This is a genomic window from Pseudomonas sp. P8_229 (genome assembly GCF_034008635.1).
GTDB lineage: Bacteria > Pseudomonadota > Gammaproteobacteria > Pseudomonadales > Pseudomonadaceae > Aquipseudomonas.
In genome coordinates this window covers 2,249,199-2,264,056 of record NZ_CP125378.1, presented here as the reverse complement: position 1 = coordinate 2,264,056, position 14,858 = coordinate 2,249,199, and the positions used below count along the sequence as shown (strand labels likewise).

Annotated in this window: 11 protein-coding genes and 4 tRNA genes; all 15 read left to right on the top strand. The window is 55.3% G+C overall.

The window, feature by feature from the left end; translation table 11 throughout:
* Positions 1-3: 3 nt before the first annotated feature.
* Positions 4-441 (top strand): hypothetical protein, encoded by a 438-nt coding sequence (locus QMK55_RS10315; RefSeq protein ID WP_102358883.1) that lies wholly within the window; start codon positions 4-6, stop codon positions 439-441.
* Positions 442-583: 142 nt separating this feature from the next.
* Positions 584-668, top strand: a tRNA-Tyr gene (locus tag QMK55_RS10310).
* Between the two features lie 24 nt (positions 669-692).
* Positions 693-766: transfer RNA gene (locus tag QMK55_RS10305), tRNA-Gly, on the top strand.
* A gap of 26 nt (positions 767-792) precedes the next feature.
* Positions 793-868 (top strand) — tRNA-Thr (locus tag QMK55_RS10300).
* 85 nt (positions 869-953) lie between these two features.
* Positions 954-2,147, top strand: coding sequence for an elongation factor Tu (tuf, locus tag QMK55_RS10295; protein WP_064361246.1), 1,194 nt, complete (start codon positions 954-956; stop codon positions 2,145-2,147).
* Between the two features lie 53 nt (positions 2,148-2,200).
* Positions 2,201-2,276, top strand: a tRNA-Trp gene (locus QMK55_RS10290).
* A gap of 45 nt (positions 2,277-2,321) precedes the next feature.
* Complete coding sequence (gene secE, locus QMK55_RS10285) at positions 2,322-2,690, top strand: preprotein translocase subunit SecE (protein ID WP_007916493.1); 369 nt, start codon at positions 2,322-2,324, stop codon at positions 2,688-2,690.
* 9 nt (positions 2,691-2,699) lie between these two features.
* Complete coding sequence (gene nusG / locus QMK55_RS10280) at positions 2,700-3,233, top strand: transcription termination/antitermination protein NusG (protein WP_025113545.1); 534 nt, start codon at positions 2,700-2,702, stop codon at positions 3,231-3,233.
* Positions 3,234-3,350: 117 nt separating this feature from the next.
* Positions 3,351-3,782: a 50S ribosomal protein L11 gene (gene rplK, locus QMK55_RS10275; RefSeq protein WP_003228756.1), complete on the top strand. Its 432-nt coding sequence runs from the start codon at positions 3,351-3,353 to the stop codon at positions 3,780-3,782.
* Complete coding sequence (gene rplA / locus QMK55_RS10270; RefSeq protein ID WP_003228754.1) at positions 3,782-4,477, top strand: 50S ribosomal protein L1; 696 nt, start codon at positions 3,782-3,784, stop codon at positions 4,475-4,477. Before rplK ends, rplA begins: the two co-directional genes overlap by 1 nt.
* Positions 4,478-4,675: 198 nt before the next feature.
* Positions 4,676-5,176, top strand: coding sequence for a 50S ribosomal protein L10 (gene rplJ / locus QMK55_RS10265; protein ID WP_008081912.1), 501 nt, complete (start codon positions 4,676-4,678; stop codon positions 5,174-5,176).
* Between the two features lie 74 nt (positions 5,177-5,250).
* A complete protein-coding gene (gene rplL, locus QMK55_RS10260; protein ID WP_003228750.1) occupies positions 5,251-5,616 on the top strand; it encodes a 50S ribosomal protein L7/L12 in 366 nt (121 codons plus the stop codon).
* Positions 5,617-5,837: 221 nt separating this feature from the next.
* Positions 5,838-9,911, top strand: a complete 4,074-nt coding sequence (gene rpoB / locus QMK55_RS10255; RefSeq protein ID WP_102358881.1) for a DNA-directed RNA polymerase subunit beta — start codon at positions 5,838-5,840, stop codon at positions 9,909-9,911.
* A gap of 64 nt (positions 9,912-9,975) precedes the next feature.
* Positions 9,976-14,175, top strand: a complete 4,200-nt coding sequence (gene rpoC / locus QMK55_RS10250) for a DNA-directed RNA polymerase subunit beta' (protein WP_102358880.1) — start codon at positions 9,976-9,978, stop codon at positions 14,173-14,175.
* A 216-nt stretch (positions 14,176-14,391) separates the two neighbouring features.
* Positions 14,392-14,763, top strand: coding sequence for a 30S ribosomal protein S12 (gene rpsL / locus QMK55_RS10245; protein WP_003186084.1), 372 nt, complete (start codon positions 14,392-14,394; stop codon positions 14,761-14,763).
* The last annotated feature ends 95 nt before the right edge of the window (positions 14,764-14,858 follow it).

Sequence of the window (14,858 nt, the reverse complement as noted above, 5' to 3'; positions counted from 1 at the left end):
TGTATGCGTTGGTTGTTCCTGCTGCTTGTTGTTCTCAATGTGTTCTATTACGTCTGGCATCAGCAGGAGGCGCCCTTGCGAGCAAAAGATGTCACGCCACTCAGCATGTACCGTGGATCCCAGCAAGACATTCGTTTGCTGAGTGAAGCTGGTGGTGATTCCCGAGAGGGGCAGGGTGCGCGACGCGCAGCGCAGGATTGCCTGTTCTTGGGTGGCTTGGCTCGAGAGGAGGCTATTTCTGCGCTGCAACAGCGGCTTGTGGCGATGAATGTGAAGGCTCAGCCATCGCAAAGGGATCTTCTCGAGCCCGGTTACTGGCTGCGCATTGCGCCCGAAAGCCAGCGTTTGTTGGGGGATGTGCAGTTGCAGAACCTTTCCAAGGAATTCAATGAGTTAAAACATAAAATAATGCTGTGTGAGGGGGTTGCACCGTTGGAATAGTTTGCATAGAATGGCGCCCGCTCCACAGCGAACACCTAAACAGGTTATCAAAGTGGGGTGATGTCAGTGCAGCTAACCTCAGGTTTTTAATGAGAAAATGCTTGACAGAAGGTCGGCATAGTATAGAATGCCGGCTCGCTTAGGAGGGGTTCCCGAGCGGCCAAAGGGATCAGACTGTAAATCTGACGTCTACGACTTCGAAGGTTCGAATCCTTCCCCCTCCACCATTTTTAGCGTGAGCTGCAAGCTCCGCGGGTATAGTTTAGTGGTAGAACCTCAGCCTTCCAAGCTGATGATGCGGGTTCGATTCCCGCTACCCGCTCCAAGTTTGCAGGTTGTGCAAAGTGTTACGCTCTTGTAGCTCAGTTGGTAGAGCACACCCTTGGTAAGGGTGAGGTCAGCGGTTCAAATCCGCTCAAGAGCTCCATATAACAAGGCAGATATGAAAATATCTGCCTTTGTTTTAATGGTTGATATTGTTTGTCTAATTTCTTCTGTTGAGGGTGATATCGATGGCTAAGGAAAAATTTGATCGTTCCCTGCCCCACGTCAACGTTGGGACCATTGGTCACGTTGACCACGGTAAAACCACTCTGACTGCTGCTCTGACTCGCGTTTGCTCCGAAGTTTTCGGTTCTGCAATCGTTGACTTCGACAAGATTGACAGCGCACCAGAAGAAAAAGCTCGCGGTATCACCATCAACACCGCACACGTTGAGTACAACTCGAAGATCCGTCACTACGCTCACGTTGACTGCCCAGGTCACGCTGACTACGTGAAGAACATGATCACCGGTGCTGCTCAAATGGACGGCGCTATTCTGGTTTGCTCGGCCGCTGATGGTCCGATGCCACAAACCCGTGAGCACATCCTGCTGTCCCGTCAGGTAGGCGTTCCGTACATCGTGGTTTTCCTGAACAAGGCTGACTTGGTAGACGACGCTGAGCTGCTGGAGCTGGTTGAGATGGAGGTTCGCGACCTGCTGTCCACCTATGACTTCCCGGGCGATGACACTCCAATCATCATCGGTTCGGCTCGTATGGCGCTGGAAGGCAAAGACGACAACGAGATGGGCACTACCGCTGTTAAGAAGCTGGTAGAGACTCTGGATGCCTACATTCCAGAGCCAGTTCGTATGATCGACAAGCCGTTCCTGATGCCAATCGAAGACGTGTTCTCGATCTCGGGTCGCGGTACTGTTGTGACTGGTCGTATCGAGCGCGGTATCGTTCGCGTTCAGGATCCGCTGGAAATCGTTGGTCTGCGTGACACCACCGTTACTACTTGCACCGGTGTTGAAATGTTCCGCAAGCTGCTCGACGAAGGTCGTGCTGGCGAGAACTGCGGCGTTCTGCTGCGTGGCACCAAGCGTGACGACGTTGAGCGTGGTCAGGTTCTGGTTAAGCCGGGTTCGGTTAAGCCGCACACCAAGTTCACTGCAGAAGTTTATGTTCTGAGCAAGGAAGAAGGCGGTCGTCACACACCGTTCTTCAAAGGCTACCGTCCACAGTTCTACTTCCGTACTACTGACGTGACTGGTAACTGCGAGCTGCCAGAAGGCGTTGAAATGGTAATGCCAGGTGACAACATTCAGATGACTGTTACCTTGATCAAAACCATCGCAATGGAAGACGGTCTGCGTTTCGCTATCCGTGAAGGCGGTCGTACCGTCGGCGCTGGCGTCGTAGCCAAAATCATCGAATAAGCGGTTGTAATGTATTTTTCGGGCCGGCATAATGGTCGGCCTGATTTTGTTTTAGGTCAGTAGCTCAATTGGCAGAGCGACGGTCTCCAAAACCGTAGGTTGGGGGTTCGATTCCCTCCTGACCTGCCAGATTCACTCGGTGTGTCTGGCTTTCTTTTCACAGGATCTTCATAGATGACTCCTAAAGCTGAAGCTCAAGGCTCTCGCTTCGATCTGCTCAAGTGGCTTGTAGTTGTCGCTTTGGTGGTTGTTGGCGTTGTTGGCAATCAGTATTACTCTGCTTCGCCGATCCTGTACCGTGTACTCGCATTGCTTGTCATTGCTGCTGTAGCTGCCTTTGTAGGCCTGCAGACTGCGAAGGGCAAGTCTTTCTTTGTGCTGGTTAAGGAAGCTCGTACCGAGATTCGTAAAGTCGTGTGGCCAACTCGCCAAGAAACCACGCAGACCACCCTGATTGTGGTGGCTGTTGTTCTGGTTATGGCGTTGCTGTTGTGGGGGCTTGATTCCCTGCTCGGTTGGCTTGTTTCCTTGATTGTTGGCTAAGGGTGTCCCGTGGCTAAGCGTTGGTATGTTGTGCATGCTTACTCGGGTTACGAGAAGCATGTGATGCGCTCGCTGATCGAGCGCGTAAAGCTGGCAGGCATGGAAGATGGCTTCGGCGAGATTCTGGTTCCCACTGAAGAAGTGGTTGAAATGCGTAATGGCCAGAAGCGCAAAAGCGAGCGTAAGTTCTTTCCGGGCTACGTGCTGGTTCAGATGGATATGAATGAGGGTACTTGGCACTTGGTCAAGGATACTCCTCGGGTGATGGGTTTCATTGGCGGTACCGCCGACAAGCCTGCACCAATTACCGACAAAGAGGCGGAAGCAATTCTGCGTCGCGTGGCTGATGGTAGTGACAAGCCGAAGCCGAAGACTCTGTTTGAGCCAGGTGAAGTGGTTCGTGTTACTGACGGTCCATTCGCTGACTTTAACGGCACTGTCGAAGAAGTTAACTACGAAAAAAGCCGTGTCCAGGTGGCAGTGCTTATTTTCGGTCGCTCTACTCCGGTAGAGTTGGAGTTCAGTCAGGTCGAAAAGGTCTAACTGAGCAAGCATCCCAACCCCGCAGCCCTAGGCTGTGGGGTTTTGTCGTCACTGGGATAAACGCGCAAGTAACCGGGGAGCCTTTCGAGGCGTTCGAACCCGTAATTGGAGTGCCTCATGGCCAAGAAGATTACCGCTTACATCAAGCTGCAAGTGAAGGCCGCTCAGGCTAACCCAAGCCCACCTGTTGGTCCTGCTCTGGGTCAGCACGGCGTGAACATCATGGAATTCTGCAAGGCTTTCAACGCCCGTACTCAGGGTCTTGAAGCAGGTCTGCCGACTCCAGTGATCATCACTGTCTACAGCGACCGTAGCTTCACTTTCGAAACCAAATCCACCCCTGCTTCGGTTCTGCTGAAGAAGGCGGCCGGTCTGACCAGCGGTTCCGCTCGTCCGAACACCGTTAAGGTTGGCACTGTTACCCGTGCTCAGCTGGAAGAAATCGCGAAAACCAAAAACGCGGATCTGACTGCAGCTGATATGGATGCAGCCGTGCGTACTATCGCCGGTTCTGCTCGTAGCATGGGCCTTAACGTGGAGGGTGTGTAATGGCTAAGCTGACCAAGCGTCAAAAGGCTATCGCCGGCAAAATCGAAGCAGGCAAGGCCTACAACATTGTAGACGCTGCTGCTCTGCTGGCTGAGCTGTCGACTGTCAAGTTCAGCGAGTCGTTTGACGTTGCTGTAAACCTGGGCGTAGACCCGCGTAAATCCGACCAGGTTGTTCGTAGCGCTACTGTGCTGCCACACGGCACTGGCAAGACCGTTCGCGTTGCTGTGTTCACCCAGGGTCCAGCTGCTGAAGCCGCTCTGGCTGCCGGCGCTGACCGTGTAGGTATGGACGACCTTGCTGCCGAAATGAAAGGCGGCGACCTGAACTATGACGTAGTGATCGCATCCCCTGATGCCATGCGCGTTGTAGGTCAGCTGGGTCAGATCCTCGGTCCACGTGGCCTGATGCCTAACCCGAAAGTCGGCACCGTAACTCCAGACGTAGCCACCGCGGTTAAAAACGCCAAGGCTGGTCAGGTTCGCTATCGCACCGACAAAAACGGCATCATCCACACTTCCGTTGGCAAGATCGGCTTCGATGCCGTCAAGCTGAAGGAAAACGTTGAAGCCCTGATCGCTGATCTGAAGCGTATCAAACCAGCTTCTTCGAAAGGTATCTACGTCAAGCGCGTTACCCTGAGCACCACTATGGGCCCAGGTCTGGTCATCGACCAGAGCTCGCTGGACGCGTAAGACAAAGGTTGGCGCGATTGTTCGCGCCAATTGAAAGATTGGGGTCCCTGCCTGGCGGGGGCTATCCAAGACCGTAGGCGGCGCAAGTCTTAAACCATAAGCCTACGCAGATGGTGCTCCCGGTTCCTTACCGAATCAGACACCAAAACGACATTCGGTTTCGGCCGAGTGAAACGGTAACAAGCAGGAGTTAAACCCGTGGCAATTAATCTCGAAGACAAGAAGGCCATCGTCGCTGAAGTCAACGAGGCTGCCAAAGTCGCTCTGTCCGCTGTCGTGGTTGATGCACGTGGCGTAACAGTAGGCGCAATGACCGGACTCCGTAAAGAGGCTCGTGAAGCTGGCGTTTACGTACGTGTTGTACGTAACACCCTGCTCAAGCGCGCTGTTGCTGACACTCAATACAGTGTTCTCAACGACGTGTTCACCGGCCCGACCCTGATTGCATTCTCGAACGAACATCCGGGCGCTGCTGCCCGTATCTTCAAAGAGTTTGCCAAGGGTCAGGACAAGTTCGAGATCAAGGCAGCTGCGTTCGAGGGCAAGTTCCTCGCAGCTAATCAGATCGACGTACTGGCAACTCTGCCGACCCGTGACGAAGCAATTTCTCAGCTGATGAGCGTGATTCAAGGCGCTACCAGCAAGTTGGCTCGTACTCTGGCGGCAATTCGCGACCAGAAAGAAGCTGCCGCAGCCTAAGGCTCGTCAACTTCTCGCGTTTTTTGTTTATTTCGATGGTCGCGAAGGCCGTCCCCCAATTCAGGAATTGAGTCATGTCTCTGACTAACGAACAAATCATCGAAGCAATCGGCCAGAAATCCGTAGTGGAAATCGTTGAGCTGATCAAAGCGATGGAAGAAACCTTCGGTGTTACCGCTGCTGCTGCTTCGGCTGGTCCAGCTGCTGCTGCCGCTGTTGTTGAAGAGCAAACCGAGTTCAACGTTGTTCTGCTGGAAGCTGGCGAGAAGAAGGTTAACGTGATCAAGGCAGTTCGTGAACTGACCGGTCTGGGCCTGAAAGAAGCCAAAGAGAAAGTAGACGGCGCTCCTCAGGTTGTAGCTGAAGGCGTTTCGAAAGAAGCTGCTGAAGACGCCAAGAAGAAGCTGGAAGAAGCAGGCGCTAAAGTCGAGCTGAAATAAGTATCGACTTTGCTCCTCCAGCCCGAGCGTCAAGCGACAGGCTGATGGCTGGTGGCTCTTGCCACCGGCCTTTTTCCGTTATTGGCAGCCGACTGGGTCGGTGCTGATAAAGGCGCTGTAACCACCCGATGCGGTGGCGCAAACCATGGGGTTTGCACGATTTTCTGGCTGCTCCCGTCGGGAGGGGCCAAACAAGCAGGTGACCAAGCTGGGGAACGCTGATGGCTTACTCATATACTGAGAAAAAACGTATCCGCAAGGACTTTAGCAAGTTGCCGGACGTCATGGATGTGCCGTACCTCCTGGCCATCCAGCTGGATTCGTATCGTGAATTCTTGCAAGCGGGAGCGACTAAAGATCAGTTCCGCGACGTGGGCCTGCATGCGGCCTTCAAATCCGTTTTCCCGATCATCAGCTACTCCGGCAATGCTGCGCTGGAGTACGTCGGTTATCGCCTGGGCGAACCGGCATTTGATGTCAAAGAATGCGTATTGCGCGGTGTAACTTTCGCCGTACCTTTGCGGGTAAAAGTGCGCCTGATCATTTTCGACAAAGAGTCGTCGAACAAAGCGATCAAGGACATCAAAGAGCAAGAAGTCTACATGGGTGAAATCCCCCTGATGACTGAGAACGGTACCTTCGTAATCAACGGTACCGAGCGTGTAATCGTTTCCCAGCTGCACCGTTCCCCGGGCGTGTTCTTCGACCACGACCGCGGCAAGACGCATAGCTCCGGCAAACTGCTGTACTCCGCGCGCATCATTCCTTACCGCGGTTCGTGGTTGGACTTCGAGTTCGACCCGAAAGACTGCGTATTCGTGCGTATTGACCGTCGTCGCAAGCTGCCGGCATCGGTACTGCTGCGTGCGCTCGGCTATACCACTGAAGAAGTGCTGGACGCTTTCTACACCACCAACGTTTTCAAACTGAGCGGCGAGACCCTCAGTCTGGAACTGATTGCTTCGCGTCTGCGTGGTGAAATTGCGGTTCTGGATATCCAGGACGAGAAGGGCAAGGTCATCGTTGAAGCGGGCCGCCGTATTACCGCGCGCCACATCAACCAGATCGAAAAAGCCGGTATCAAGACGCTGGAAGTGCCTCTGGACTACGTCCTCGGTCGCACCACCGCCAAGGTCATCGTGCACCCGGCTACCGGCGAAATCCTGGCAGAGTGCAACACCGAGCTGAACACTGAAGTCCTGGCAAAAATTGCCAAGGCTGGCGTTGTTCGCATCGAAACTCTGTACACCAACGACATCGACTGCGGTCCGTTCGTCTCCGACACGCTGAAGATCGACTCCACCAGCAACCAATTGGAAGCGCTGGTCGAGATCTATCGCATGATGCGTCCAGGCGAGCCGCCAACCAAAGACGCTGCCGAAACCCTGTTCAACAACCTGTTCTTCAGTCCTGAGCGCTACGACCTGTCTGCGGTCGGCCGGATGAAGTTCAACCGTCGTATCGGTCGTACCGAGATCGAAGGTTCGGGCGTGCTGTGCAAGGAAGACATCGTCGCGGTACTGAAGACTCTGGTCGACATCCGTAACGGTAAAGGCATCGTCGATGACATCGACCACCTGGGTAACCGTCGTGTTCGCTGCGTAGGCGAAATGGCCGAGAACCAGTTCCGCGTTGGCCTGGTACGTGTTGAGCGTGCGGTCAAAGAGCGTCTGTCGATGGCTGAAAGCGAAGGCCTGATGCCGCAAGACCTGATCAACGCCAAGCCAGTGGCTGCGGCGGTGAAAGAGTTCTTCGGTTCCAGCCAGCTCTCGCAGTTCATGGACCAGAACAACCCGCTGTCCGAGATCACCCACAAGCGTCGTGTCTCTGCACTCGGCCCTGGCGGTCTGACTCGTGAGCGCGCAGGCTTTGAAGTCCGTGACGTACACCCGACTCACTACGGTCGTGTATGCCCGATTGAAACGCCGGAAGGTCCGAACATCGGTCTGATCAACTCCCTGGCTGCGTACGCTCGCACCAACCAGTACGGCTTCCTGGAAAGCCCGTACCGCGTGGTGAAAGAGGGTGTGGTCACCGACGAAATCGTGTTCCTGTCCGCTATTGAAGAAGCCGATCACGTGATCGCGCAGGCTTCGGCGACCATGAACGACCAGAAAGTCCTGATCGACGAACTGGTAGCCGTACGTCACCTGAACGAATTCACCGTCAAGACGCCTGAAGAAGTCACCTTGATGGACGTTTCGCCGAAGCAGGTAGTTTCGGTTGCAGCGTCGCTGATTCCGTTCCTCGAGCACGACGACGCCAACCGTGCGTTGATGGGTTCGAACATGCAGCGTCAGGCTGTACCAACCCTGCGCGCTGACAAGCCGCTGGTAGGTACCGGCATGGAGCGTAACGTAGCCCGTGACTCCGGCGTTTGTGTCGTGGCTCGTCGTGGCGGCGTGATCGACTCTGTTGATGCCAGCCGTATCGTGGTTCGTGTTGCTGATGACGAAGTTGAAACCGGCGAAGCTGGTGTCGACATCTACAACCTGACCAAATACACCCGCTCGAACCAGAACACCTGCATCAACCAGCGTCCGCTGGTGAGCAAGGGTGATCGCGTTCAGCGTAGCGACATCATGGCCGACGGCCCGTCCACCGACATGGGTGAACTGGCACTGGGTCAGAACATGCGCATCGCGTTCATGGCATGGAACGGCTTCAACTTCGAAGACTCCATCTGCCTGTCCGAGCGTGTGGTTCAGGAAGACCGTTTCACCACGATCCACATCCAGGAACTGACCTGTGTGGCCCGTGACACCAAGCTTGGGCCTGAAGAGATCACTGCAGACATCCCGAACGTGGGTGAAGCTGCACTGAACAAACTGGACGAAGCCGGTATCGTTTACGTAGGTGCTGAAGTTGGCGCAGGCGACATCCTGGTCGGTAAGGTCACTCCGAAAGGCGAGACCCAACTGACTCCGGAAGAAAAACTGCTGCGTGCAATCTTCGGTGAAAAAGCCAGCGACGTTAAAGACACCTCCCTGCGCGTACCTACCGGTACCAAAGGTACTGTCATCGACGTACAGGTCTTCACTCGTGACGGCGTCGAGCGTGATGCTCGTGCACTGTCGATCGAGAAGACTCAGCTCGACGAGATCCGCAAGGATCTGAACGAAGAGTTCCGTATCGTTGAAGGCGCAACTTTCGAACGTCTGCGTTCCGCTCTGGTAGGCCACAAGGCTGAAGGCGGCGCAGGTCTGAAGAAAGGTCAGGACATCACCGACGAAGTGCTCGACGGTCTTGAGCATGGTCAGTGGTTCAAACTGCGCATGGCTGAAGATGCTCTTAACGAGCAACTCGAGAAGGCTCAGGCCTACATCGTTGATCGCCGCCGTCTGCTGGACGACAAGTTCGAAGACAAGAAGCGCAAACTGCAGCAGGGCGATGACCTGGCTCCAGGCGTGCTGAAAATCGTCAAGGTTTACCTGGCAATCCGTCGTCGCATCCAGCCGGGCGACAAGATGGCCGGTCGTCACGGTAACAAAGGTGTGGTCTCCGTGATCATGCCGGTTGAAGACATGCCGCACGATGCCAATGGCACCCCGGTCGACGTCGTCCTCAACCCGCTGGGCGTACCTTCGCGTATGAACGTTGGTCAGATCCTTGAAACCCACCTGGGCCTCGCGGCCAAAGGTCTGGGTGAGAAGATCAACCGGATGGTCGAAGAGCAGCGTAAAGTCGCTGAACTGCGCACCTTCCTGGACGAGATCTACAACCAGATCGGCGGTCGTAACGAAGATCTTGACAGCTTCTCCGATCAGGAAATCCTGGATCTGGCGAAGAACCTGCGTGGCGGCGTTCCAATGGCCACTCCAGTGTTCGACGGTGCCAAGGAAAGCGAAATCAAGGCCATGCTAAAACTGGCAGACCTGCCGGAAAGCGGCCAGATGCAGCTGACTGACGGCCGTACTGGCAACAAGTTCGAGCGTCCAGTTACCGTTGGCTACATGTACATGCTGAAGCTGAACCACTTGGTAGACGACAAGATGCACGCGCGTTCTACCGGTTCGTACAGCCTGGTTACCCAGCAGCCGCTGGGTGGTAAGGCGCAGTTCGGTGGTCAGCGTTTCGGGGAGATGGAGGTCTGGGCACTGGAAGCATACGGTGCCGCTTACACTCTGCAAGAAATGCTCACAGTGAAGTCGGACGATGTGAACGGCCGTACCAAGATGTACAAAAACATCGTGGATGGCGATCACCGTATGGAGCCGGGCATGCCCGAGTCCTTCAACGTGTTGATCAAGGAAATTCGTTCCCTCGGCATCGATATCGATCTGGAAACCGAATAACACGTGACGCGAATCGAGAGCGGGGCAGGATTGCCCGCTCTCTGCTCCGCCAGGAGGAAAGGCCTTGAAAGACCTACTGAATTTGCTGAAAAACCAGGGTCAAGTCGAAGAGTTCGACGCCATCCGTATCGGATTGGCCTCGCCTGAGATGATCCGCTCGTGGTCGTTCGGTGAAGTTAAAAAGCCGGAAACCATCAACTACCGTACGTTCAAACCTGAGCGTGACGGTCTGTTCTGCGCCAAGATCTTTGGCCCGGTAAAGGATTACGAGTGCCTGTGCGGTAAGTACAAGCGCTTGAAGCACCGTGGTGTGATCTGCGAGAAGTGCGGCGTTGAAGTTGCACTGGCCAAGGTTCGTCGTGAGCGCATGGCGCACATCGAACTGGCTTCGCCGGTTGCCCACATCTGGTTCCTGAAATCGCTGCCGTCCCGTATCGGCTTGCTGATGGACATGACCCTGCGTGATATCGAACGCGTTCTCTACTTCGAGAGCTATGTCGTTATCGATCCAGGCATGACCACCCTTGAAAAAGGTCAGCTGCTGAACGACGAGCAGTACTTCGAAGCGCTGGAAGAGTTCGGTGATGACTTCGACGCCCGTATGGGTGCTGAAGCTGTCCGTGAACTGCTGCACGCTATCGACCTGGAGCACGAGATTGGCCGCCTGCGTGAAGAAATTCCGCAAACCAACTCCGAAACCAAGATCAAGAAGCTGTCCAAGCGTCTGAAGTTGATGGAAGCCTTCCAGGGTTCCGGCAACCTGCCAGAGTGGATGGTACTGACCGTTCTGCCGGTTCTGCCGCCAGATCTGCGTCCGCTGGTCCCGCTGGATGGCGGTCGTTTCGCGACTTCCGACCTCAACGATCTGTATCGTCGAGTGATCAACCGTAACAACCGCTTGAAGCGCCTGCTGGATCTGTCCGCTCCGGACATCATCGTGCGCAACGAAAAGCGTATGTTGCAGGAAGCTGTCGATGCTCTGCTCGACAACGGTCGTCGTGGCCGCGCTATCACCGGTTCCAACAAGCGTCCTCTGAAATCCCTGGCTGACATGATCAAGGGTAAGCAGGGGCGTTTCCGTCAGAACTTGCTCGGTAAGCGTGTTGACTACTCCGGTCGTTCGGTAATTACCGTAGGCCCGACCCTGCGTCTGCATCAGTGTGGTCTTCCGAAGAAGATGGCTCTCGAGCTGTTCAAACCGTTCATTTTCGGCAAGCTGGAAATGCGTGGTCTCGCGACCACCATCAAAGCGGCCAAGAAAATGGTCGAGCGCGAACTGCCAGAGGTTTGGGACGTTCTCGCTGAAGTGATTCGCGAACACCCGGTTCTTCTCAACCGTGCACCGACCCTTCACCGTCTGGGTATCCAGGCGTTTGAACCGGTACTGATCGAAGGTAAGGCTATCCAGCTGCACCCGCTGGTCTGCGCCGCGTACAACGCCGACTTCGACGGCGACCAAATGGCCGTGCACGTACCGCTGACACTGGAAGCCCAGTTGGAAGCGCGCGCGTTGATGATGTCGACCAACAACATTCTGTCGCCAGCCAACGGTGAGCCAATCATCGTTCCGTCGCAGGACGTTGTATTGGGTCTGTACTACATGACTCGTGAAGCGATCAACGCCAAAGGCGAAGGTCGTGTATTCGCGGATCTGCAGGAAGTTGACCGTGTGTTCCGTGCCGGCGAAGCCGCACTGCACGCCAAGGTTAAAGTGCGGATCAACGAAACCGTCAACGACCGTGACGGCAACAGCGTGAGCGGTACCCGTATCGTCGACACCACCGTCGGCCGTGCGCTGCTGTTCCAGGTTGTGCCAAAAGGTCTGTCGTACGACGTCGTCAACCTGCCGATGAAGAAAAAGGCGATCTCCAAGCTGATCAACCAGTGCTACCGCGTGGTTGGTCTGAAAGAGACCGTGATCTTCGCTGACCAGTTGATGTACACCGGTTTCGCTTACTCGACCATTTCCGGCGTTTCCATCGGTGTTAACGACTTCGTTATCCCGGACGAGAAAGCTCGCATCATCGGTGCTGCCACCGACGAAGTGAAAGAGATCGAGAGTCAGTACGCCTCCGGCCTGGTAACCCAGGGCGAGAAGTACAACAAAGTGATCGACCTCTGGTCGAAAGCGAACGACGAAGTTTCCAAGGCTATGATGGCCAACCTCTCGAAAGAGAAGGTTATCGACCGTCATGGCGTTGAAGTCGATCAAGAGTCTTTCAACTCGATGTACATGATGGCCGACTCGGGTGCGCGGGGTTCCGCAGCACAGATTCGTCAGCTGGCCGGTATGCGTGGTCTGATGGCCAAGCCGGACGGTTCCATCATTGAAACGCCGATTACTGCGAACTTCCGTGAAGGTTTGAGCGTACTTCAGTACTTCATCTCGACTCACGGTGCTCGTAAAGGTCTGGCGGATACCGCGTTGAAAACTGCGAACTCCGGTTACCTGACTCGTCGTCTGGTAGACGTGGCGCAGGATCTGGTTGTAACCGAGATCGATTGCGGCACCGAGCACGGTCTGCTGATGACTCCGCACATTGAAGGCGGTGACGTTGTAGAGCCGTTGGGTGAGCGCGTATTGGGTCGTGTCATTGCCCGTGACGTATTCAAACCAGGCACTGAGGAAGTCATCGTTCCTGCCGGTACTCTGGTAGACGAGAAGTGGGTTGAATTCATCGAGCTGAACAGCATCGACGAAGTGATCGTGCGTTCGCCGATCAGCTGCGAAACCCGCTATGGCATTTGCGCCAAGTGCTACGGCCGTGATCTGGCTCGTGGTCACCAGGTGAACATCGGTGAAGCGGTCGGCGTTATCGCTGCCCAGTCCATCGGTGAGCCGGGTACCCAGCTGACGATGCGTACGTTCCACATCGGTGGTGCGGCAAGCCGTACTTCCGCAGCCGACAGCGTTCAGGTGAAGAATGGCGGTACTGTCCGTCTGCACAACCTGAAGCACGTTGAGCGAGTGGATGGCCACCTGGTTGCTGTGTCCCGTTCCGGTGAGCTGGCAATCGCTGATGACTTCGGTCGTGAGCGCGAGCGTTACAAGCTGCCGTACGGTGCTGTGATTTCGGTTAAAGAAGGTGACAAGGTCGACGCTGGCGCAATCGTGGCCAAGTGGGATCCGCACACTCACCCGATCGTTACCGAAATGAAAGGTACCGTGACCTACGTGGGCATGGAAGAAGGCATCACGATCAAGCGTCAGACTGACGAATTGACCGGTATGACCAACATTGAAGTACTCGACGCGAAAGATCGTCCAGCTGCGGGCAAAGAAATCCGTCCAGCGGTGAAGATGGTCGACGACAACGGCAAGGATCTGTTGCTGCCAGGCACTGACGTTATCGCTCAGTACTTCCTGCCAGCCAACGCCTTGGTCGGTGTTGCGGACGGTGCGAAGATCGCGATCGGTGATGTTATCGCTCGTATCCCGCAAGAAACTTCGAAGACCCGCGACATCACCGGTGGTCTGCCGCGTGTTGCCGACTTGTTCGAAGCTCGTCGTCCGAAAGAAGCGTCGATTCTGGCTGAAGTCAGCGGCACCATCGCGTTCGGTAAAGAGACCAAAGGCAAGCGCCGTCTGGTTATCACCCCGAACGACGGTTCCGATCCGTACGAAGAGCTGATTCCGAAGTGGCGTCACCTGAACGTGTTCGAAGGCGAGCAGGTAAACCGCGGCGAAGTTATCTCCGACGGTCCAAGCGATCCGCACGACATCCTGCGTCTGCTGGGTGTGAGCGCGCTGGCCAAGTACATCGTTAACGAGATCCAGGACGTTTACCGTCTGCAAGGCGTGAAGATCAACGACAAGCACATCGAGACCATCCTGCGTCAGATGCTGCGTAAAGTTGAAATCGCTGAATCCGGCGATTCCAGTTTCATCAAGGGTGACCAGATGGAACTGACTCACGTACTAGTAGAGAACGAGCGTCTGGGTGGCGAAGACAAGTTCGTCTCCAAGTACACTCGCGTTCTGCTGGGTATCACCAAGGCGTCGTTGTCCACTGAATCGTTCATCTCGGCGGCTTCCTTCCAGGAAACCACTCGCGTACTGACCGAAGCGGCAGTCACCGGCAAGCGCGATTACCTGCGCGGCCTGAAAGAAAACGTGGTCGTGGGTCGTCTGATCCCGGCTGGTACCGGTCTGGCTTATCACAGCGAGCGCAAGCGTCGTCGTGATGCTGACAAACCGTTGCGCGTAAGCGCCAGTGAGGTGGAAGCTGCACTGACCGAAGCGCTGAACTCGAGCGGTAACTGAGTTCTGCGATAAATGAGCGTAAGGCCCTGATCGCTCCGTTCATCGAATCGAGACATTTTGTCGAGGTTCGAGGGGCGGGGAGGTCGGGGCCTTGCCTTGACTGGGGACAAGATCCTCTTTAGACTCTTGATCCCCTAAATTTGGCGGGAATTCGTTCCTGCCATTTTGCTTTTCTTGCAAGACAATAGCGTCGCAAGACAACAGTGGAGCTAGTAGATGGCAACTATCAACCAGCTGGTACGTCAGCCGCGTAAGCGTATCGTCGAGAAATCCGACGTGCCTGCGCTGCAGAACTGCCCGCAACGTCGTGGCGTGTGCACCCGTGTGTACACCACTACGCCGAAAAAACCTAACTCGGCACTGCGTAAAGTATGCCGTGTGCGCCTGACCAACGGTTTCGAGGTTTCCTCGTACATCGGTGGTGAAGGCCACAACCTGCAAGAGCACAGCGTGGTACTGATCCGCGGCGGTCGTGTAAAAGACTTGCCAGGTGTTCGTTATCACACCGTTCGCGGCTCCTTGGATACTTCCGGCGTCAAAGGCCGTAACCAGGGTCGTTCGAAGTACGGTACCAAGCGTCCGAAGTAATCGGCCGTTTTGCAGATTTTCATTTTATTGAGTCGATAAGAGTAAGGTCGGGCACGCATCCATTGGATCTGTCCCGAGCTAACCTGAAGACCGCT